This is a genomic window from Pedobacter sp. GR22-6 (assembly GCF_037402555.1).
Lineage (GTDB): Bacteria > Bacteroidota > Bacteroidia > Sphingobacteriales > Sphingobacteriaceae > Pedobacter.
The window spans coordinates 314,576-336,309 of record NZ_JBBEUC010000004.1; the positions used below are offsets into that span (position 1 = coordinate 314,576).

Genomic DNA, 21,734 nt, shown 5'->3' on the forward strand with positions numbered 1-21,734 from the left:
TTTTAATATTCATTTCAACGATTGGTTATTAGAACTGTATATTAACCCCAAAGGTGTAGGTCTTTTGTTGTGGGTAATACCTGCCTATGCCATTGGTATTCTCAGGATCCAGATTGATGAGGTCGGTAACCGTAAATAAGTTCTGACCCTGAGCGTAGAGCCTCAGACTACTGGCGCCGATCTTGGACAAAAGCTGATTCTTAAGCGTATAGGCCAGCTCTACGTTCTTTAAGCGCAAATAGCTGGAGTTTTGAACCCAGAAACTGCTGACCAGATAATTGTTGCCATTGGTGTTCAGGCTCAAACGTGGAAGCGGTGCATCAGGACGGGCTGGCGTCCATCTGTCTAACCATTCTGCATTTACGCGGCCGCCATTGTGGAAGGCCCAGGCTGCATTCTGCGTAAACAGTTGTTGAGACTGTGCTGCTCCCTGCAACAGGAAGTTCAACTCAAAGCCTTTATAATTTACACCACCATTGATTCCGTAAAGGACTTGTGGTAAGGAACCATTTCCTAAATAGGTAATGTCGTCATCGTTGATGACCCCATCTCCATTGATATCCTGATATTTGATATCACCTGGCCCTGTGGAAGTCAGGTACGCACTGTGTTTTACTGAAGCTGCATAATCTGCTGCATCTTTAAAAATACCGATTGCTTTGTAACCATAAATTCCACCGTTTGGTCTTCCTGTAATGCGTCTGTAATCCGGAATATTTGATGCCTCTGCAGCCTCTACAATTTTGTTTTTTGCATAGGTAAAGTTACCACCAATGAAGTAAGAGAAATTGTCAGACAATTGCCTGGTGTGGTTTAAAACTACCTCCAAACCTTTATTATCTACGATACCGAAGTTTTCGCTGGGCAAAGCCGCCCCAAAACTCAAAGGAACAGATAGCGCTCTGGTCGCTAAGATATCTTTTCTTCTTTCCTTGAAAACGGTTACGTCTACACTCAATTGATTTTTGAATAATTTAGCTTCGACCCCTGCATCCATTTTGACAGAGGTTTCCCAGGTCAGGTTTTCATTGGCAATGGCACCTGGCGTGAGACCTGTAACGAAGGTACCGCCAAAAGGATATACGTTTGGCACCAGGTTGTAACGGTTGTAATAACCAAAACGACTAGGGATACGGTCACTTCCCAATGTTCCGTAAGACGCCTTTAGTTTTAAGAAATCTACAAATTTCAGATTTTGCATGAAACTCTCCCTGGTCAACAACCAACCGGCAGAAAATGCAGGGAAATAGCCCACTCTTTCTTTTGGCGCAAAGTTCTCCGACTCATCTCTTCTCAAACTCGCCTGAAAAAGGTATTTACCATCAAAATCGTAATTGATACGGAAGGCCGCACTACGTAATGCGGTTTTATCTTCACCATCGCTCAATACTTCATTTAATGCCGGACCAAAATTCAGAATTTGTAAGGCAGAACTCTCGTAGGAATTTCTGGCTGCGTAAATTCCGGTACCCTGATTTTGTTTTTGCAATACCAGTGCTAAAGCGGAAATGCCATGTTTTCCAAACCTTCTATCATAATTGATATGGCCCTGTAATTCGGTACTTTGACCTTCACCATATCCTTTGGAAAGTGATGATTTAGATTCTGCGTTGATCGCATAGGTACCATCGTTATTTCTTACGTAAAGCGGCACCCATTGGTTCCAGGTTTTGTTAGAGTTGAAGTTCTTATCGAACGCCAGGACACCTTTAACAGACAGGCCTTCTACACCAGGAATTTGCTGTACAACCTGAAAGTTGCTCATGAAGAAATTGGCATTGTTTCTATTGTAGCCGCTTTGTTCGCTAATTAAGGCCAGGGGATTTGGATATACGCCTGGTGCAGCTAATAATCCATTAGAAAATCTTGCTGGCTGCACCGGTGGATTACGCATGGTGTGCTCAAAAATATTATCTATGCTGGCTGGCGGAGATTGCTTGTTTTCTACCCTTCCAGATAAATCGACAGAGATTTTGGTCGTTGAAGTTGCCTGGATGTCGACATTACTTCTAACATTATACCTACTATAATTCAATGACTTATATAAACCATCTTCATTAAGGTATCCAAATGAAGTAAAGTATTTGATTTTTTCGCTGCCACCGGAAAGTGACAGGTTGTGCTGCTTTCTTGGTGCAGTGCCTCCAAGGACTAAATCCATCCAGTCGGTGTTCGGGTCTGCATCAGGATTTGATCCATTTCTGAAAGACTCCAAACGCTCTAAGGAAAATTCTGGTGTGGCTAATGGATTGTCGTTTAACTTCGCTTCGTTATATAGCGTTGCGTATTCGTAAGAGCCTAAAGCATCTGGTAATCTGGTTACCTTAGAGAAACCATAATTGAAGGAATAATTTGCACTGAGCTGTCCGGCTTTACCTCGTTTAGTAGTGACTAAAACGACACCATTTGCTCCTTTGACCCCAAAAATTGCCGCAGAAGAAGCATCCTTTAAGATACTTACGCTCTCGATCTCATTGGGATCCATCTGCCCGAAATCACGTCCGGTACGAACCACTCCGTCGATGACAAACAGGGGTTCCATGCTACCACCACCAAAAGTAGAGTTACCTCTGATGAAAATTTGTGTACCATCGGCACCCGGCTCTCCGGAGGGTTGTTTGGTAATCACCCCAGGCGTACGACCTGCTAAAGCATTACTCAAATCGCCAACAGGGGTCTGTACCAATTGTTTGTTGTTTACGGTCGCTACAGAACCGGTTACATTGCTCCTTTTCTGCGTACCAAAACCGACTACAACAACATCGTTTAAGGTGTTATCCGCATCATCCATCACAACGTTAACTGCTTCCGATTTGGTCACAATGATTTCCTGACTGGTCATCCCCACAAAAGAGAATACCAGGGTTGAACCAGCTTTTGGTACGGTGATGGAATATTTACCATCTGCTGTGGTAGAAACACCCGTGTTGGTTCCCTTAACCACCACGGAAACACCCGGAATTTCCAGTCCTGTTTTGTCCTTAACCACTCCAGAAATGGCAATGCCCTGAGCGAATGCCTCTGTAAAGGCAAGCGAACAAATCAGTAATACGATCAATAGTCGAATTCTTTTCATATTTATATTTGGCTTTAATTAAATAATAGGTAGCTGCTTATTTTTTCACAAAACGCATGGTATGCACGGTCTCGCTTACTTTTCCTGAACGTAGCACCATTTCGTTGGCTGTGATAGAAATAATACGGTAATTGTTAGAAGAAACATCGGTTACACCGATAAATCTGGTTGGCGGCGTATTGGGGATCGTTATGGTAGCAAGGCCTGCTCCTTCTACGACTGTACTGAACGTAAATGCAGATTCATAGGATCTATCGCTGCCACAGTTGTAGTTGGGATTTACGTTTCCACCGTTAAAGGTTGCGCCATGCGCATTGTAAACCACTTTAAAGGCATTGTTTGCAAATGAGAAGGTATAATCGTCATCTAGCTGACAGTTGGCCAATGAGCCCCCTCCGAAATATTCAGCCGGATTGGCTTCCCTGCCGACAATAACCGGCGCCGAGGAATTTCCGTCTAATTTCCAGGCATGGGCAGTTAATAATTTAAAAGCTTCATTATTCAGGGTTGGTGTAAAATCATCCTGCTCAACCACAATTGGCAGCGTCGCGATATCATATCCACCCTCGCCATAGGCATATAATTTTACATTATAGGTTCCCTTGGTAATGAAATAAGCTTCAATGGATGAACCGCCGCTCTTTAAGCCTTCGTTTAAGCCGAAGTCCCATTGATAACGATAAGCATTTTGAGAAGTGCTTTCTAAAAGGTAGGTGTTTACTTTACCCTGTACCTTGGTCACGTTAAAAGAGGCCTTTGCAGAGGTCCCCAATTTGCCGGCGTAATCCTCTTCTTTACAGCCAGAGCTCATGAGAAAAAAGAAGGCTACCAGCGGAAGACAATATTGTCTTACAAACAACTTATAGTTCATACAATTTATAATTTGGTTAATGATTTGATACAAAAGTATCTGTAAAAGGGCTTCGCTTCCAAATTTTCAGCCCCTACAAAACTACATCAAAACCGCTTAAAATAACCTTTAAAGCCAGTTTTCACCTACTACACCTGAGAATCGAAAGATTTTACCTATTTTTAGTCTGTTGATGAAAAGCCAAATATTTTTCCTACTCCTGTTTGCTCTGAGCACATTGGGTTTTGCGCAAAATCCGATAGGGATGCCTGACATCGTAAATTACGATAATACTGCATACAGTGCCGGCATCCACAACTGGGATATCCAGCAGGATCGCAATGGTGTGATGTACTTCGCCAATGATGAGGGGCTGCTTACCTTTGATGGCAGCCGATGGAAAATATATCCATTACCTAACAAGACGATTGTACGCGCTGTCAAAATTGGTTTTGACCATAAAATATATGCCGGAGGTCAGGGCGACTTCGGTTTTTTCTCCCCAAACAAAAATGGAAAGCTGTTTTTTACCAGCTTGAAGGGAAAAATACCTAAAATGCATCGGTCATTTGCTGACATTTGGAATGTGCAGAGCGTTGGAAATGCCATATTTTTTCGTGCGGAAAACAATATTTTTAAATGGCATGACGAAAAAATCACCGTTTTAGGAACGAAAACGAAATGGCTTTACATGGGCATGGCCAACAATACCATTATTGCTCAGGAAAAGGACAATGGACTGTTAAAGCTTTCGGGGAATACCTGGTTGCCTCTTCTGACTGATCGTATTCCTTACGATTTCATCGTAAGTTCCATTTCCCAATTTGGTAAAGACACCATTTTAATGAGTTCATTTGCACATGGCCTGCATACGGTAGTAGGTGGACAAATTACTCCCGTAAAAGCGGCATCAAGTATTTCAAATATCAGCAGTGCCTATAAAATAGATGATCATTCCATCGCTATAGCCACGCTCTACAATGGCTGTTACCTGATGGATACCCGCGGGAAATTGATCTACCACCTGTCTAAAGGTTCGGGACTGCAAAACAATGCTATCATCAGTCTCTTTAAAGACAGCAATAGCAACATCTGGCTGGGCCTTGCAGATGGAATCAGCTTTATTGCGAATAATAATGCCATCAAACACATCAATCCGGCGATCTTCGACAATGCGGCAGGACACACTGCTATAATACACAATAACACATTTTATGCAGGCTTATCGAATGGTTTCTATCGTCTGCCCCTGACTGGTGAAACAGACATCAGCACGACCCAGACTAATTTTGCTGCTGTGCCCAATGCTTATGGACAAGCCTGGGGAGCAAACATCATCAATGGAAAATTGCTATTGGCCAGGCACGATGGCGCTTTTGAATTGACGGAGAAAGGGATCAAAGCAATTTCTACTGCGCAAGGCTATTGGAATTTCGTCAGCTATAAGCCGGGAAATGCGGCCAAACCTGTTGTGCTTGCCGGCAACTATAACGGCATTTCCATTTTAAATGAGGTCAATAATGAGTTTGGTATAGCTGGAAATATTAGCAATTTCAGCGAGTCTTCCAGATTTGTTGTAGCCGACGGAAAGAACAACATATGGGTTTCCCATCCTTATAAGGGGGTCTATAAAATAGCTCTGGCAAATATGCGCAGTAAAAGTGTGACGCTTTATACCAATAAAAAAGGCTTGCCATCCACCTTCAATAACCACATCTACCAGGTTAAAAATAAAATTGTAGTGGGCACTGAAAAAGGTGTTTATGCGTATAATGCACAAAAAGACAGCTTTGAAATCTCAAGCTATTTTGCACCGGTTTTTGGCAAAAAGTATGTGAGGTACCTCAAAGAAGATAGTGCGGGAAATATCTGGTTTATTGAAGAAAAGAAGCTCGGTGTGGCACAATATAACGGCAAAACTTATAAGCTGCTTTACATTCCAGAGCTCAATGGCAAAACTTTAGGTGGATTTGAACACATTTATTGCGTGGACAAAAACAATGTATTTATAGGCGCAAAAAAGGGCTTCTACCATATCAATTACGAAAAATACTTGGCTAATGCAGGCAGACAACACGTGCGCATCAGCTTGGTTAAAGCTTTCGGTAAATCAGATATTGGATTGTTCGGCGGTTATTTTGGCGAGGTAAATGAAACTGCGGAACAGAAGGGATTGCCCGAAGTGAAACATGGCTGGAATTCATTTCACTTCGAATATTCCTCCACCATCAACAGGAACAAGGAAAATACTTTCTACAGCTGTTACCTGAAAGGATTTGACGAGACTTGGTCGGCGCTCGACAAAAAGACCGAAAAGGACTATACCAATTTACCTGCAGGTCATTACACCTTCATGGTGAAAACACAGGATAACCTTGGCAACGAATCGCCTGTAGCGACTTATGAGTTTGCTATTCTACCGCCATGGTACCAAAGCATTGTTGCCTACCTGGTGTATGGCTTGATTTTCTTAGGCATCATTTACCTGGTGTACAAAAGGCAACAGCGAAAAATCACCAACCAGCAAATTGCATTTCAGAAAGAACAAGAGCACATTAAATACATGCACCAATTGGAATTGGATAAGTCTGAAAAGGAAATCATCAAGCTGAGAAATGAAAAGCTGGAACTTGAAATTGACACCAAAAATTCGGAATTGGCTTCTAATACCATGCACCTGGTACAAAAAGCAGATATGATGTCCAAGATCAAGCACGAGCTCTTCAAGCTGAAGAATGAACTTAAGGACGATAGCCAAACCGCCGACTTTAACAGAATCATCAGGCTGCTCAATGCCGAAGAAAAATCTGATGAAGGCTGGGAACAATTTTATGTCCATTTCGATAAAGTGCATGTGGATTTCATCAAACATCTGAAAGACAAATTCCCGTCCATTACCAGTAATGAATTGCGCTTGTCTGCCTATCTTAAAATGAACCTGTCTACTAAAGAAATAGCCACCTTAATGAAAATATCGCCCCGGGGTGTAGAAATTGGGAGGTACCGATTGAGGAAAAAACTCAATATTGCAAGTAACGTGAATTTGTTTGAGTTTTTTAATGCGGTGTAATGAAAAATTTAACTATCGGGTTAATCCGATAAAAAAATCGACCCAATTTAAAAATATACCTGAGGGTCTATCCCTTGGCAAAACATTGCCTAAACCTGCGTGATCACGCATCACTGCTTTCGGTGATTTTAAAAAATACCTATTTATGGGTATTGTCCCAGGCTTGGTTCCCTATATATCTTTGATTCAAATCGTAGGGATTTATATATTTTTTACTTAAAAAACCACCACATGACCAAACAACTACTTTTTTGGAAGTCTCTTCCTGTACGCTTGTTTTTGTTCTGCCTGTTCGGCAGCAGCACCGTTTTTGCACAAGGATATACCCGCAAAAGCCTCAGCATTCTGTTCACGGAATTTGAAGATGGCAAACCTATTCCTTCTTCCTATTTCAACCAACTTCAGGTGTCCGACCGCCACGATTTCAACAACATTGGCACTAAAATCATTCGGCCGGGCATTTATTCCAATGCGGCATCAGCCTACTCCCAGGCAGAGCTGACCCAAAAAATTTATGCAGACCGGATTCCCAACAGGATTCTCGAACACATACTGATCGATCCGGTCAGTCAGACCATGACGGTAGCTAAAGTGCAGGAACGAGGGTTATACAATGCTTCCGACAATGAGATGGTACTCGCCCAGCACTCGGCCAGAGGATTTGATTTCCTGAAGGATGCCGGCGTAAAATTACTCAGCAATATCTATTTTGTCGTCATTAAACCCACAAGCTATACCACCAGTTACAATGCCTCCAGCAAGGGCACTGACCACGTGGTCAGTGGGATCAGCTACCTTTACCAGCTAGACCTGGACTCTGCCTACATGGCTGGCAAATTTTGGGATGATTTCTATTTTGATAAGCCGAACGCGACATTATACAACAAACTGAAGAACCACCAGTTTCCACTGAAATATACCTCAAGTGCGTTCAGCGTAACCGTGAGTGATCTAGACGTGGCCAATAAGGTAAGCTCTGCGCTGCAAATGTTTAGCAATGCCCTGGCCAACAAACAGGCTACTGCAGATGCCAGTACACTGACCAGAAAGTCGCAGTCGGAAATCTATACTGAACTTAGCCAGAAAATCTATAGCCAGTCCATCTCGTCCATAGAAAGCGGCAGCGATTTTCTTATGAGGGGCGCTGTATTCAAATCGCACCCACTCCTGTCCAAAATGGGAAAAAAAGAAAACGTCAAAACCGACCAGTTGTTTGAGGTCACTGAAAATGTGCTGGACGAAAAAACAGGCAAGGCCCGTGAAAGACATGTGGGCTTTGTACGTGCAAAATGGGTTGCCGACAACCGTCAGCGCAGCAATGGGACTTCCAAGCCTTCATCCTTCTATCGGGTTGCCTCTGGTCCAATCCGCAAGGGCATGCAATTGAAAGACTACTCTGCATATGATAAAAACTGGACCATCGGTGCCAGCTACAATACCGACACGATGTCTGTATTGGGCGGTTATTACCTGAATTTTGAATACATGACCCGCGCGCTGCCAGGACTGAATGTCGGTGTTGATGTAGGCTATAATCCAAAACTCGTTACGGAAAGCCTGGAATATGCCGGCGATCCGGATTTTGGCGCGCTAAAGGCCGAAGCACTGGTAGGTACGCTCACATTGAGACAAAACTTCAGTTACCATCGCCTGGTGATCACGCCTACTTTTGGGGCTCTTGCTGCATACAGCACCCTCAAAAATGGCACAGGCTTTACCGTTGGCGGTGAAGACCTCACTTCTTCCGTAATTAGCGAAAAGTACAAGAAAGTGACGGCATACCTCTTTGGATTGGTATACGGTGGAGATGTTGGTATCAACCTTGGCCGTACCCTCCAACTCAGGGCCGGGATCCGCTTTGCAAGTGTGATGGATGCCACCTACAACGAGGCGGACGATGCCGAATACGAATTTAACGACTTCACGCCAACCTACAAAAAGCAAACCTTCACCTTTGGCCTCCGTTTCGGAAGGCTCTAATACGCAACAAGTATGAAAGCAATTTTTTCTATACTCTTTAACCTGCTTTTGCTCTCCGCCTGCGGAAGCAAAAGCGGACTGGTAAGAACCGGGGCCTTCTATGACATTCCGGCAAAGTTTGTACGCAGCTCAGCTGGCAAAGACTTCTTTATAGCCTATGGCAAAGGGCTAGATGAGCAGGAATGCCGCAACGATGCCAATCGTAAACTGCTCAAAACGCTCATTTATGAAGGTTCCAGAGAGGGTACTCAAATTCCTCCGGCGCTCAGCAGCAACACCTCCATCGCAGCTTTTAAAGCAGAAGAACAGCGCCTGCTCTCCCTGTGGTCTGCCAATGAGGCCCTGTTAGAGAACAAGGGCAGTCCCGTAAACCGCATGAAGCAGTCCGAAGAAAAAAACACGGTACATCAGCTGTCATTTGAGATCGGAATAGACCGCAACCTTCTGAACACTGAATTGGCAAAGTTTAAATAATACATATGAATATGAAGACAATCTGCAGCTTCCTGCTTGGCCTCATGATGGCCACAGTGAGCTACGCACAAAAAGATAAAAACAAGCTCATGGACGATGAGTATGAAGTGAAGTTCCTGCGAACTGCAACAGAGGGCAGCATCCTGTTCAAAGTTTACACCTATGGGAAAAATGAAGAGGCCTGCCTGGAAAACGCCAAGCGGAATGCAGTAAAGGCGGTACTCTTTACAGGAATACCAGGATCTGATCTGCAGAAACCTCTGGTTACTGCTGCCGGGGCGGTTGAAGCGCACAAGGACTTTTTCAATGCCTTCTTTCAAAAGGGGGGTAAGTACCTCCAGTATGTAGCGCTCTCCACCGATGGCTCTATAGAGGCAGAAGACCGCCTGCGGGTGGGCAAACTCACCAAAATAGGTGTAGCTGTACTCGTGCAAAAGGCAGCCCTGCGCAAACAAATGGAAGATGCCGGGGTGATCAAGTCTCTGGGCAGTGGATTTTAAACCTATAAAAAGATGAAAAAATTATTCAACATATTATTGCTATTGCTTTTCCTGACTATTGAGGGCTATACCCAGGCAAAAAAACCGACGATCATGGTTCTGCCCTCCAGGCAATGGTGCATCTCCAGGGGTTATTTTACGTCCTTCGATAATTTTGGGGCCATAGAGAAAGTGCCCGATTACCAAAAGGCATTCGATGAAAATCCCAACCTGCTCCTGGTCATCTCCAAAATAAATACACTTTTTGGCGACCGTGGATACCCTTTGAAAGACCTCAGTCAGACGCTTTCCTCCATCAGTAAAGGCAATGCAGAAGATATGGCCTTGAGCATGGACCGTGAGAGCGCCGGAAAAGGCGGCCTGGCCGAGTCGCTGTTTGATAAAATCAGAAACACCGCTAAGGCAGATATCCTGATTGAGATCCAGTGGACGGTAAACAGCTCTGGTCCGCAAAAATCCGTAACCTATATCATGCGCGGACTGGATGCCTACACAGACAAACAAGTTGCCGGCGCAGAAGGGACAGGCCCTTCTTCGATCTCTTCAGACCTGCCTGCTCAGCTGGAAGAAGCCGTTCTGCAACATATCGACAATTTCAATGCCCGCCTGCAAAGCCATTTTGATGAGCTCTTCGCCAATGGTCGCGAGATCAAAATAGAATTGAGGAGGGATGCCAAATGGGCCAAGAACTTTGAATCTGAATTTGGCTCAGAAGAGCTTTCCTTTTTAATTGAAGACTGGATCGCAAAAAACAGTGTAAAGGGACGCTTTACTACCGACGAAGCCACAGAGAACAAACTGGTATTCAGTCAAGTTCGCATACCCATGTACGATGACAATCAGCGAGCCATTGATGCCAGAAGTTATGGACGTAACCTACAGCGCTTTCTCAGGGCAGCCCCTTTCAATATCGAAGCCAAGATCGTAACCAAAGGACTAGGGTATGTACAATTGATTTGCGGACAAAAATAAGAAGACCATGATAGCATCATTCAGAAAAATAATGCTGGCAGCACTATTGTTGCTGACCAGTTCAGCAGCATGGGCAGAGCGGCAGACCGACATCAGTCTGCTGCCCGTAATGCAAAATAGTAAGGGAGAAGTAGACGAAACGGTATCGAGCGCATTGCTCAACAAGGTAAAGGACGAGCTTACTGCCCAAGGCCTTGCCGCTGGAGAGGGCTCCAGATTTATCCTGGTCGTCAATCCCGAACTTAGCGATAAACAACAAAATGGGCAGCAGCTCATGTTCAGTTATACCTTACAGTTTAGCGTAGTAGACCTCATTACTGATAAAACCTACAGTAGCTTTAGACAGCAAATGGGCGGTGTAGGCAAAACTGAAGCACAGGCTATGATGGATGCCATACGCAGATTGGATTTGTCTAAAAGCAAACTGCAGAGCTACCTGGACAATTCCGTTGCCAGCATACTCAGATATTACCAGGCGAATTGCAAAAGCATCATTGAGAAAGCGAAGTTATACATGGCGGCAGGGAAGTATGATGCTGCACTGGGCCAATTGGCATTTATACCCGATGTACCAAAATTAAGTTGCCATGCGACCTACAACCAGGTTTTACTTTCGGCTTTAAAACAATACACTGCTTACAAATGCCATGCGCAACTTGTGGAAGCCAAAAGGGCCTGGAGCTTAGATCCTACGCTTGAAGGTGCCGCTGCAGTATCTGCCGTTCTTAGCGGCATCACCCTGAGTCCAGATTGTAAAAAAGAGTATGAAGTCCTGCTCAGCAGCATAAAGTCTAAGCTGGAACGAGACCAGTTCGATGAAAAAGAGTTTACCAAAACTGTGTTTAAAAGCTACGTGGATATTGAACGCGATTCCATAGCCGCTGCCAAGGATATCGCGGTAGCCTACTATCAGAACATGTACTATAAAGACTATTACCGGTTGTAAAGCATTGGTGCGATAACAAAATAAACCATGAAGTACGAAAATGAGCTTATTCGTACTTCATGATTATCTGAAGCAACACTATAAAAACCCCGCCCCTGGCGACTTATTTAGTATGCTAGATTTTCGGGTAAGGGATTAAAAACTCTTGCGCAGAAGCGCCTTTAAGGATTTAACCGGAACTGTGTTTTTTAAGACCATTTGAACACTCTGGTTCATTTCACTATGCAGCAGCATTTTTGTGTTGGACACTGTTCCCACTACATTTCCGCAGACATCCAGTACAGGTCCGCCACTGGAGCCTGTGGCATAATCGGCCGAGATAGACATCATTTCCCGAAAGAATTTTTGGCCGTCCCCTCCGGCGTCTTCCAGGTAATGGTTGTTGACTATACCTTGCGAAAGGTAATAATGCATGCCTTTGGGATGTCCCAGTACATAGACCGCATCACCAACTTTTGCAGGACTGCCTAAAGCAAGGGCAGGCAATGTTGCACCATTGGTTTCCAGTTGCAATACTGCCAGGTCATTTGGTTTTGATGCCGCCAGGATATTTTTGACAGCATAAGTACGGCCATCAGCCAGTCGTACAAAAAATCCTTCTGGCTTATTGCCATCTTTCATGAAGGCATATTGAGCCATGACGTGGTAATTGGTAATGACGATTCCCTTCGGGTCGATGATATATCCAGAAGATTCACTCAGATGCGTATTGGAGCAGCGTGGACATTTATAGGCGCAGCCTGTGATCACCGTTGCAAGCTTCACTTTCTCATACAAAGCATTTCCTGTCAAGGCTTTTTTAGCTGGCCTGATCAAATTTACTTCAGCGAGCGCTGTTGAATCTGTCAGTGCTTTTTGAGCATACTCAGCAGTGATGCTTTGGGTTTTGGCGAGCACAGCATCCACAGATCTGAGATAGCTTCCCAGAAGCTTGGCATCGTTGGTTACATTTTGTGATTTGGATAGGCCCGGAACCAATGCCAGGCTGATGGAAAGCACCAGGACCATAAGGTTCCCGGTGCCTGATGTTTTTATCATCTTCATCTACTTGATCGATTCTGCCATGATTAGGTGTCTCTTGCCCTCCTTGGAAAAAAAGTCTCCGGATTTTTCAAAAAAGGCTTTGATGGACTGCTTTTGAGCCGGACTAGCATTAGCCGTCTGCCTGGCCAGCACACCATCCAGAATGCCCCGGAATACATCGTCGGACGGAATGTTCCAAATGTTTCGGTCGTAATATGCGATCAATCCGTCAAGATCTTTCCTGCTTACATAAAGGGCGGCTTGAATGATGTGTCTTTCTGTAAGATCTGGCTTTAGTTTCAGTAAGCCAATGGTATAGGCCACATCTTCCACCTCCTGCGGTGTATAAAAAACGCTGTATTTTGCCCCATTTTCCATGGCTATGCAGTACATATCTTTACGGACTTTGTCGAAAACGATCCGATTGATGATCTCCGTGCCCATTGCCAGATCTAAATTCGATTTGTACATCATCATTTTTCGAAAAAATGGGCTGCCAAATTTCGTAGTACCCAATGCAATGTTTAGAAAATCCGGACTGAAGCGTTCGAAATCCTGAGCACGATCAAAAATTTCCTGCAACACTGGCGAAGGGTCTTTGGAATTCTGATAAAGTGCGAGTGCATAAGGCAGTCCCGTAGTCATGCTCTTGTTTGCTTCATAGGCAGCCTTGATGGCATTCAACGAATTTTTAGGATCAAGCGCAGTTTTTACTTTGTCGATAAACTCTAATGCAGTGGATTTACCTACTACTCTATTGAGCTCATTTCCCTGAGCATCCAACAACAAAAAAGTAGGATAAGCGGTTACGCCATATTTTTTGGCAAGTTGTAATCCTTCTCCTTTTTCCATATCAAACTTTACCGAAACAAACTTTGGGTTGAAATAGTCGCCAGCTTCCTTTTTTGGAAACTCCTCTTTTGCCATTTGGAGACAAGGCATGCACCAGGTAGTATAACAATCGACAAGGATCAGTTTGGGACTGGCGGGATTAGCTGCTTTTCCCATGGCTTCTTTGAGACTTATGGTCTCGAAATTGATACCCTGGGCTGACAACATTTGCGAATAGCAAAACATGATGGTAAACAGCAGGGATGTGATGGTTCTTTTCATTTCAGACAAATATAGTTTGGCTTATAATTTTGATGTAATCAGGGCAGCTAATTTTGGATCAGAGGGTCTTGGTGCATCAAAACTCACTGTTTTTCCTTGTTTATCGAACAAGATGAAACGCGGCACTGATTCCAGTTCATAGTCCTTCAAAATCGTGCCCTGGTTATTAGAATACAAATGTAATCCAGACAGCTTTTTCTCTTCGATCATTTGCTTCCATTTGGCTTGATCTGTATCAATCGACAGGCTGATAAACACGACATCTTTTCCTTCAAAAGATTTCTCCAATGCTTCCAGGGCAGGCTGTTCTGCCAGGCAGGGCTGGCACCAGGTTGCCCATACATCAATCAGGACTACTTTGCCCAGATTATCTGAGAGTTTGTGCATTTTGCCATTGCGGTCCGGGTAAGTAAAGTCGATCCAGTTACCCCCGGCAACCTGTACACCCGCACGTGCCAAAAGTACCTTCATCTTCGTGCGCTGCTCTTCGTTCAGCATGTCACCCTCAAATTTTTTAATAAAAGCGGCCCTGTCCTGCGATGCACCCTTTTCTGCCTGAGCCAGGATATAACTGGCCTTTAGATTTTTATCGCTGATACCGGGAGGCAGCATTTCTCCGGATATGCCTTGTTCCTGGTTATAGATGACGTGTTTGGCGAAGGCGAAATATTGCATGTACCTAAAGGCGATAGGGAGTGTCCAAAGCGCTTTATCGGAAAAAGTTTCATTTTTAAACCAGTTCGCATAGACTGCAGGGAACTTATCTTTAGATTCGAAACTGAAGCCCATGGCAAATGGCATCACCAGGTCAAATTTATAGCTGTAGGGCAGCATGAACTTCGCTTCCTTGTCGAAAGCCGCATTACCGGTGTTGATGTTCTTCACGAAGTTTTCAACCGGTCCAGCCAAAGAATCCAGCAATTTCGCCAGTCTGTCCTGTGGCAGCAAACGTGCTGATTTCGTATAACCGTATTTGCGGATCGGAGCGATCATTTTGTACCAATCAGCAAAGACCTGGTTTTCCTTGCTTAATTTTCCTGAATAACTCACCTGACCATCGCCGGCATCTAGCGTCAGCGCCTCAGCCTTGCGCAGATAAACCGGATAATGCTCATCAAAAGCCCCAATATAGCGGATGGCATTTTGATCCGCAGGAGTCACATCCACCCGGAATATACCCGTAGCTTTGTCTATAACCGGCTCAGCGATTGCCTTCAAATCGCCATCACCATCAGACTTGGTAAAGAAGATATTACTTACATTCTGATGATTGGGCATCTCGTACCGGAATTTTGTTTGCAATACGGCATTCTGGGCCCAGGCAGATGCCGACATCGTCAGCATCGCTAATAAAATACTTGTTTTTTTCATTTTATGGTTTAATATGGGCATAGCGAAATCGCTATGCCCGGTTAGTTACTTTTTGTGCTTAGTTTACGGGGATCTTCATATCTGCCAAAATCTGACGGATGATGCCATATTTGGTCATGATATTCGGATAGGTACCATAGAGCTGCCTGAACTGCGCATCTGTATTCGCCAACGAAGCTTCCAGGTAGAGCGACACATCTATCCAGGTTGTATAAGGCGTGTAAGACGTGTTGCGGGGGTCCGACGAGAGGAAGCCCAGGGTCTGCAGTGAAGCCACAGTTCCTGTAGGCAAGCCTGTCACAAACTGGGAAAACTGCCATGTCCCCATGTTATAAATGTCCCGTGTCGCAGCAAACCTCCGGCTTACAGTGTAGAACCTGTTTAGGAGATCATCGTATTTTCCGCTCAGGACTGCATTGGTAATCAATGCGCGCATCACAGCGCCCTTGAAACGCGCTTTGGTTGCTGCATCCATTGCAGGGATCTTCGAGGCTTCGCCAATCAACACCGTATTGAAGGCTTTAAATGCATAGTTACCGAAAGCATTGCTGGTGAAAGACTCCAGGAGCAATATACTGGGTACGTGTACGTCCTTCGGCAAGACCGAAATGATCTCAGCTTTGAAAAAGGCAAGTGCAGCCGCAACATCCGCTTTTTTGCAGTACTTGAATGTACGCACAACAGGAGGTGCCCCCACTTGCTCTACGCCCAGGGCATAATTCATGGACAGGACTTCATAGTAGGTGTAGTCCCTGCCAAACAGGTCCTTGCGTTGCTGAATGCCGATGGTATCATTGATGTAAAATGGGATGCCGGTTTCTTTAAAAAACTCAAACCGGGCATGTGTACTGGCATCGCCTGGATCGTCTTCTACGACCAGCCAGTTTTTATCATAGTCAGGAATTACAGTACTTTCTTCCTTCCTGCATGCAATCAAACCTATGGAAAGGGTTAGGACCGCAATATATAATTTGCTTTTCATGTGCTGATTTGTTAAGGTTGAACATTACGTACCGGCCTGATTAAATTGGTCAGGGCACCCCTGTTGAAGTCTATGGCATAGCCAGGAATGGGTACCTGCCATGCAGCCGCATCCTGGGCAAAGGAGTTTAAGACATAGTTTCCATCAGGATTGTGGGATTTCGTCTGCGCATCGTAAGTATAATTAGGATGCTTGATATTGAAACTTGAAGGCAAGGGATACTTTGCGTTAACGGCATATCTCCTCAAATCAAACCAGCGGTGCCCTTCAAAACAAAGCTCACGACGGCGTTCTGCCCTGATGAATGCGACAAGCGCTTCGTTGGTTTGAGGAAGTTGTGCCAGGCTGGCATTCTTAACCCTTTTGATGCGAAGTTTCTGCAGTTCTTCTCTGGCTTCGGCATCAGAACCTTTCATGGCAAAAGCTTCTGCACGGTTCAATATGATTTCCGCATAACGGAAGGAGAAGGTACAGGATACCTGGACCGGATCATTATAGGTCTGGAAGGTACGGTACTTTCCTGGGATCCAGGCCTTGCTTTTTGCCGTTTTCCTGAAAAAAGCCGTCCGGCGCATGTCATCAGTAGTATATGTATCCGCCAGGCCGCTGGAAACCTTAAATGAGGAAGCTTTATTGTCATCTCCATTCCAGGCACTTGTGGAATCGGTCAGGAAAACTACAGGAACCGAGTTGGGTCCCATAGTGAAAATGGACTCGGTTGAATTCCGATATGTAAAATTGGTATTTTCAGCATATTGATTGAGGTCAATCAGGCTGTAGCCCAGATTGTCGAACCCGTCGCTGCTCTCCAATGCTTTATCATATTGTTCTGTAAAGAGATACACCCGACTTTGAAGCGCTTTCACCGCAGCAATACCGACGCGAATTTTATTGGCAGGATCGTAGCCCGCCAGGAAGACTGCCGCCTTGTCCAAATCTGCTATGATTTGTTTGTAGACCACCTCGTTATGATCGCGTTTGAAATAAGCATCGTCAATCTTTTCAGAAATTTTTAAAGGTACGCCCTCGTCCGTAGCGGCCGTACCGGTACGGTAAGGTGAACCATAAATATTCTGAAGCAGAAAATAGTAATAGGCACGCAGAAACAAGGCCTCTCCCCTGATGTGCATCAGATCTTTGTCTTCAGCATTCTTTTCCGCTAATCCCTCAGCCTGGAAAATGATGGCGTTTAATGCTCCGATCCTTTTGTATACCTTTCTCCAGAAAGTCTCTTCCCATTCCAGGTTCTGCACATTGGCATTTGGCTGCTGACTCCAGTTGTGAAAGCCGGAGAGCATGTTGCGCGGTGTCTGTTCAAAGGGCTCTACGTAGTTTGCAAGAGATAGCTCACTGTCATCGTCCATGACATGTAGCCATGGTGCCAGAACCCCTTGATTTTCATTGAGTGTAGTGATGGTCGACTGGCTATAGACGGAAAAAGAGAAACTTGGAAGAAAAGCTTCCCCAATCATTAATTTATTGAGGTCCTCTGTGGTTTCCGCATATTTGAGGTCCCTCGAATACTCTTCGAGGAATTTCTTGCATGAACTCATCACCAGGATACAGGCTAAAAGCACAAATATTTTTTTCATGTTCCTATATTTTTAAAATGATACATTAATGCTCCCTGCGTAAGTTGGCCTTACAGACAGGTTGATATTTGGTGCCGAACCCGATTGTGAGGGATCCTGGCCTTTAAGCATTTTATTGCTAACAATAAATAAATTACTTCCGGTAATGCTCAGGTACGCAGATCCAAGTCCCAGTTTCTTTGCAAAGGTCTCCGGAACGTTGTAACGGAAGGATGCCGACTGCAGCTTGATGTGATCGCCACTTACTAACCTGATATCGGAATTGTCGTACATGTCATACACGCTTCCTGCAAATGAGTATTGTGTCGCAGGATAAACGCTCCACCAGGGTTGGTTAACCAAATTATTGGCCTGGAGACCAGGAATATTGGTGTAGGCCTCATCGCCGGGACGGCGCCATCTGTACACAAATTCTTTACGCAGATTTTGTTGCGGATAGGCGATGTTGGTTCCATATCCTGAAGCAATCTTCAGCATGCGGATCTTATTGCCGAGGGAATAAGTTACATTCAGCGACAAACCAAAATTACGGTAGCCGAAATAGTTGGAGATACCACCCTGAATGAAAGGCTCACGACGGCCGGATTCGCTCATCACGGCCAGGTACACGTCTTCTTTTTTCATTTGTGAGTACTGGTTGCGGTATTGATCTGCCAGTTCATTCTCTGCACCATAAAATATCGGTGATCCATCTTCATGACTTAAGCCCTTAAACTTGTAAGAATAGAAAGTGTTCAGCGGTTTCCCGGCCAATTGTATAGAGCCATTCAGGAAGTTGTTGTAGGTGACATTGTCCAATAGGACATTGTTGCGGTTGTTGATTACCCGGTTTAAAACCTTATTCAGGACCTGGCCCAATTGCGGATCAATTCTCCATACGAAACCACGACGGGCTTTGTTCAGACCAACGTTGTTAATTGCGTTGATCCTGAAGGCCAGTTCTACCCCTTTGTTCTCCAGTGTGCCGCTGTTGATCACATAAGTTTGCACCCCGTTGATTTCAGAAACCACTTTGTTGAGGAAGGCATCTTTGGTCTTTTTGTAGAAAAAGCCAACAGAACCATTCAACTTGGCACCAAACAGGGAGAATTCAAGCTCCGCATTGGATGAAGCCGTACGCTCCCATCTCAGATCCGGGTTTGGGAAGTTGTTGATGGTAGCATATTGAGAATTGTAGTAGACATCTGTAACAAGTGCCTGCTGAATGACCATACTGGAACCTTGTCCGGGCAACATGTTTCCTTGCCATCCCCAGGAGCCTTTCAAAGCAAGCTCATTTACCCAGGAGGCATCGGCAGCAACATCATTTTTCATGTTCCATCGTCCTGAAACAGCCCAGATAGGCAGGAAACGGTTATTGGACCTTCTACCAAAAAGGTTGGACTGCTCACCTCTGATGTGCACATTCAGCATATAACGATTGTCCCAGGAATATCCTCCTGTACCATACCAGGCCAATTCGTTGGTTAATGTCCGGTCAAAAGTTCCCAGGGCAAGTTTGTTCTGCATCCACTGCCCATAATATCCTGTATAGGTAGTTGGTACATAATCAAAATAGCCCCCCATTTCCGGAAAATACCCCCTCTTGGCCATTTTAAATCCTTTGTATTCAGAAGATTTGGTTTCGATACCAGCTGCAAAAGTCAGCTCATGCTTTCTATCTTCTCCCAGCGTAGTCGTGTAGTTGGATTGTAAACGTGCGGTGTAATTGTTATTCCTGGTTTCGGTTTTTGTCAACTCACCACCTACAGGCGCCATGTCATTTCTTAGCTGCTGGTCGGCCCTGAGTTTAAAGATGTAATAGGAATTTTTGGTGTAATACAATTCCTGATTGGTGTTGCTGATGCCATAGGCAAAAGTACCTTCCAGGTCGAAACCTTTAAATGCCCGATATCTAAGCACGGTTCTTACGTTGGCGCCGATGCCCTCCAAATGGTCATTACTGTTGTCGCGCTCATTCAGGATATTGTAATTATAGCCTAAATTAAAGGTATTCACACGTGGATAGTAAAATAAGCTTCCATCAGGATTGTTTGCCGGAATGGTGCGACTCATATTGTAAGCGTAATCCATCACACCAAGATCTGAGGGACTGTAGTTTCTGGTCGAATAATTTCCAGTAAAGGAAATCTGTGCCATGAATTTCTTATAATCTGCTGTGATGTTCAGCATGGTCGAATAACGCTTGTTATTCTCTCCCTTAATGACACCATTTTCATCCTGATAGCCCAGAGAAGAGTAGTATTTAACGTCCTGCGATCCTCCGGACAGATTTAACGTATGGTTGTGTGAAAAGGCATCCCTTGTCAGCAGGCCCATCCAGTCGGTGTTCACGCCGGCATAGTAATCACTTTGTCGTTTGAACTCATCATAACCAATGCGACCAGCATAATAATCCTGCAAAACAGCCTCGTAGCCAGACCATTGTGTAACGCTATTGTATTGCATTTTGCGCTCTACCATTTCTTTGGAGACATCCATCCGCTCCGCTGAATTCATCATGTACATTCCACGGTCAGAATATCTCGGGCGGCGTGCAAAACCTGAACTCATAGAATAAGAAATCATGGGCTTGCCAACTTTACCTTTCTTGGTGGTGATGACAATGACACCATTTCCTGCTTTGGCACCATATAGGGCTGTGGCTGAAGCATCCTTCAGTACGTCGATCTGTTCGATGTCCTGCGGGTTAAGGCCGGCAATGGCGTTGCCCAATAAGTTTACGAAATCCAGATCGTTGATCTGGGCAGGATCTACATTCACCGGATCAACCAGGACGATACCGTCCAATACCCAAAGCGGCTCCCGGTTTCCCAGTATAGTGGAGGTTCCGCGGATTCTTAATTTAGGAGTGGCACCGACCTGACCAGAATTCTCCATGTAGATCATTCCGGGCACCCTTCCTTCCAATAATTTATCGATGGTGTTGATGCCTGGCGTGAGGATATCCTCCATATCTACCGTCGTTACTGCACTCGTCAGTTTCCTGCGGTCGATTTTTTGGTAACCGGTATTGACGACCACATTGACTTCCTTCAGATCAGATGCCTGCATCGCCAGGCTAACTACTCTGGCGCGTTGCGCTGCTATTTCGAGTGTCGCATAACCAAGCATACGGATTTCCAGTACGTCATTGGCGTATTTGCCTGGAATGACAAAGTTTCCATTCTGGTCTGTGCGGGTGCTGTAATCAGATCCCTTTACCTTTACGGTCACCCCATCCATAGCTTTGCCTTCCTCGTTGGTCACTCTACCCTGAACCGGGCTATCAAAACCATTGGAAGGACTCACGTATTCAGACTTGTTGTCGAAAATGATGATCACCTTATCTTTGATCTCAAAAGTGAGCGGCTGATTGGCAAATAGCGCTTTCAGTGCATTCGATAAAGATGCATTGTCGAGCTTTAAGGTGACGGGTTTGGTTTTTTTAAGGATCTTATCATTGTAAGAAAAATCGTATTTCGTTTGCTTGCTAATGGCTTCAGCTGCTTTGGCGAAAGAAGCGTTTTTCAGGTTCAGTGACACCGTCTGTGCATGCAGTTTGCTGGTTAATTGAAATGAGCATAGAACAGACAAAACAAGCAAAAACTTTATCAATTTGGATGATGTACCCGCAGCTTCCGGATTCGACCGGTCCGCGTACTGCGTACATCCCCCTTTGTCCTTGTGGAAAAGGAAATAGTTCATAATTTTGTTGTGGTTAGTTGTTTGGTGGTTGTTGAATTAATAATGCCAGACACAGCTGAGTTGGAGGTGTCCGCACACCTTCAGCTCTTTTGATCTGC

Annotated in this window: 14 protein-coding genes; 6 read left to right on the forward strand and 8 right to left on the reverse strand. The window is 44.7% G+C overall.

Annotated elements, in window-relative coordinates; genetic code table 11:
* Window positions 1-28 precede the first annotated feature (28 nt).
* Both WAE59_RS19505 and WAE59_RS19510 read right to left on the reverse strand, forming a co-directional pair.
* A complete protein-coding gene (locus WAE59_RS19505) occupies window positions 29-3,076 on the reverse strand; it encodes a SusC/RagA family TonB-linked outer membrane protein (RefSeq protein WP_337857660.1) in 3,048 nt (1,015 codons plus the stop codon).
* Between the two features lie 37 nt (window positions 3,077-3,113).
* On the reverse strand, window positions 3,114-3,947 hold the full coding sequence (locus WAE59_RS19510) for a hypothetical protein (protein ID WP_337857661.1): 834 nt from the start codon (window positions 3,945-3,947) through the stop codon (window positions 3,114-3,116).
* A gap of 172 nt (window positions 3,948-4,119) precedes the next feature.
* On the opposite strand from WAE59_RS19510, the gene WAE59_RS19515 reads away from it, so the two are divergent.
* The 6 genes from WAE59_RS19515 (at window position 4,120) to WAE59_RS19540 (ending at window position 11,868) form a co-directional block, all read left to right on the forward strand.
* Window positions 4,120-6,996 (forward strand): ligand-binding sensor domain-containing protein, encoded by a 2,877-nt coding sequence (locus WAE59_RS19515; RefSeq protein ID WP_337857662.1) that lies wholly within the window; start codon window positions 4,120-4,122, stop codon window positions 6,994-6,996.
* A 231-nt stretch (window positions 6,997-7,227) separates the two neighbouring features.
* Window positions 7,228-8,976, forward strand: coding sequence for a hypothetical protein (locus WAE59_RS19520; RefSeq protein ID WP_337857663.1), 1,749 nt, complete (start codon window positions 7,228-7,230; stop codon window positions 8,974-8,976).
* A gap of 12 nt (window positions 8,977-8,988) precedes the next feature.
* Window positions 8,989-9,450, forward strand: a complete 462-nt coding sequence (locus tag WAE59_RS19525; protein ID WP_337857664.1) for a hypothetical protein — start codon at window positions 8,989-8,991, stop codon at window positions 9,448-9,450.
* Window positions 9,451-9,461: 11 nt separating this feature from the next.
* Window positions 9,462-9,950: a hypothetical protein gene (locus tag WAE59_RS19530; protein ID WP_337857665.1), complete on the forward strand. Its 489-nt coding sequence runs from the start codon at window positions 9,462-9,464 to the stop codon at window positions 9,948-9,950.
* Window positions 9,951-9,962: 12 nt separating this feature from the next.
* On the forward strand, window positions 9,963-10,922 hold the full coding sequence (locus WAE59_RS19535) for a DUF6175 family protein (protein WP_337857666.1): 960 nt from the start codon (window positions 9,963-9,965) through the stop codon (window positions 10,920-10,922).
* A gap of 7 nt (window positions 10,923-10,929) precedes the next feature.
* Window positions 10,930-11,868, forward strand: coding sequence for a hypothetical protein (locus WAE59_RS19540; protein ID WP_337857667.1), 939 nt, complete (start codon window positions 10,930-10,932; stop codon window positions 11,866-11,868).
* 135 nt (window positions 11,869-12,003) lie between these two features.
* Here WAE59_RS19540 and WAE59_RS19545 read toward each other — a convergent pair whose 3' ends face one another.
* From WAE59_RS19545 to WAE59_RS19570, 6 genes are read right to left on the reverse strand one after another with little or no spacing between them, the layout of a single operon-like run.
* Complete coding sequence (locus WAE59_RS19545) at window positions 12,004-12,906, reverse strand: S1 family peptidase (RefSeq protein WP_337857668.1); 903 nt, start codon at window positions 12,904-12,906, stop codon at window positions 12,004-12,006.
* 6 nt (window positions 12,907-12,912) lie between these two features.
* The gene (locus tag WAE59_RS19550) at window positions 12,913-14,004 is read right to left on the reverse strand and encodes a thioredoxin family protein (protein WP_337857669.1); all 1,092 of its coding nucleotides are present in this window, start codon (window positions 14,002-14,004) and stop codon (window positions 12,913-12,915) included.
* A gap of 21 nt (window positions 14,005-14,025) precedes the next feature.
* Complete coding sequence (locus WAE59_RS19555) at window positions 14,026-15,375, reverse strand: TlpA family protein disulfide reductase (RefSeq protein ID WP_337857670.1); 1,350 nt, start codon at window positions 15,373-15,375, stop codon at window positions 14,026-14,028.
* A 58-nt stretch (window positions 15,376-15,433) separates the two neighbouring features.
* On the reverse strand, window positions 15,434-16,357 hold the full coding sequence (locus WAE59_RS19560; RefSeq protein WP_337857671.1) for a hypothetical protein: 924 nt from the start codon (window positions 16,355-16,357) through the stop codon (window positions 15,434-15,436).
* An 11-nt stretch (window positions 16,358-16,368) separates the two neighbouring features.
* Window positions 16,369-17,949, reverse strand: a complete 1,581-nt coding sequence (locus tag WAE59_RS19565; RefSeq protein WP_337857672.1) for a RagB/SusD family nutrient uptake outer membrane protein — start codon at window positions 17,947-17,949, stop codon at window positions 16,369-16,371.
* A gap of 12 nt (window positions 17,950-17,961) precedes the next feature.
* Complete coding sequence (locus WAE59_RS19570) at window positions 17,962-21,636, reverse strand: SusC/RagA family TonB-linked outer membrane protein (RefSeq protein WP_337857673.1); 3,675 nt, start codon at window positions 21,634-21,636, stop codon at window positions 17,962-17,964.
* Window positions 21,637-21,734: the final 98 nt, after the last annotated feature.

Excerpts from the sequence above, each read along its gene's own strand:
- WAE59_RS19515 (WP_337857662.1), top strand. The coding sequence starts at position 4,120 with ATGAAAAGCCAAATATTTTTCCTACTCCTGTTTGCTCTGAGCACATTG.
- WAE59_RS19545 (WP_337857668.1), bottom strand. The coding sequence starts at position 12,906 with ATGATAAAAACATCAGGCACCGGGAACCTTATGGTCCTGGTGCTTTCC.
- WAE59_RS19520 (WP_337857663.1), top strand. The coding sequence starts at position 7,228 with ATGACCAAACAACTACTTTTTTGGAAGTCTCTTCCTGTACGCTTGTTT.
- WAE59_RS19565 (WP_337857672.1), bottom strand. The coding sequence starts at position 17,949 with ATGAAAAAAATATTTGTGCTTTTAGCCTGTATCCTGGTGATGAGTTCA.
- WAE59_RS19505 (WP_337857660.1), bottom strand. The coding sequence starts at position 3,076 with ATGAAAAGAATTCGACTATTGATCGTATTACTGATTTGTTCGCTTGCC.
- WAE59_RS19510 (WP_337857661.1), bottom strand. The coding sequence starts at position 3,947 with ATGAACTATAAGTTGTTTGTAAGACAATATTGTCTTCCGCTGGTAGCC.
- WAE59_RS19560 (WP_337857671.1), bottom strand. The coding sequence starts at position 16,357 with ATGAAAAGCAAATTATATATTGCGGTCCTAACCCTTTCCATAGGTTTG.
- WAE59_RS19570 (WP_337857673.1), bottom strand. The coding sequence starts at position 21,636 with ATGAACTATTTCCTTTTCCACAAGGACAAAGGGGGATGTACGCAGTAC.
- WAE59_RS19525 (WP_337857664.1), top strand. The coding sequence starts at position 8,989 with ATGAAAGCAATTTTTTCTATACTCTTTAACCTGCTTTTGCTCTCCGCC.
- WAE59_RS19540 (WP_337857667.1), top strand. The coding sequence starts at position 10,930 with ATGATAGCATCATTCAGAAAAATAATGCTGGCAGCACTATTGTTGCTG.
- WAE59_RS19550 (WP_337857669.1), bottom strand. The coding sequence starts at position 14,004 with ATGAAAAGAACCATCACATCCCTGCTGTTTACCATCATGTTTTGCTAT.
- WAE59_RS19535 (WP_337857666.1), top strand. The coding sequence starts at position 9,963 with ATGAAAAAATTATTCAACATATTATTGCTATTGCTTTTCCTGACTATT.
- WAE59_RS19555 (WP_337857670.1), bottom strand. The coding sequence starts at position 15,375 with ATGAAAAAAACAAGTATTTTATTAGCGATGCTGACGATGTCGGCATCT.
- WAE59_RS19530 (WP_337857665.1), top strand. The coding sequence starts at position 9,462 with ATGAAGACAATCTGCAGCTTCCTGCTTGGCCTCATGATGGCCACAGTG.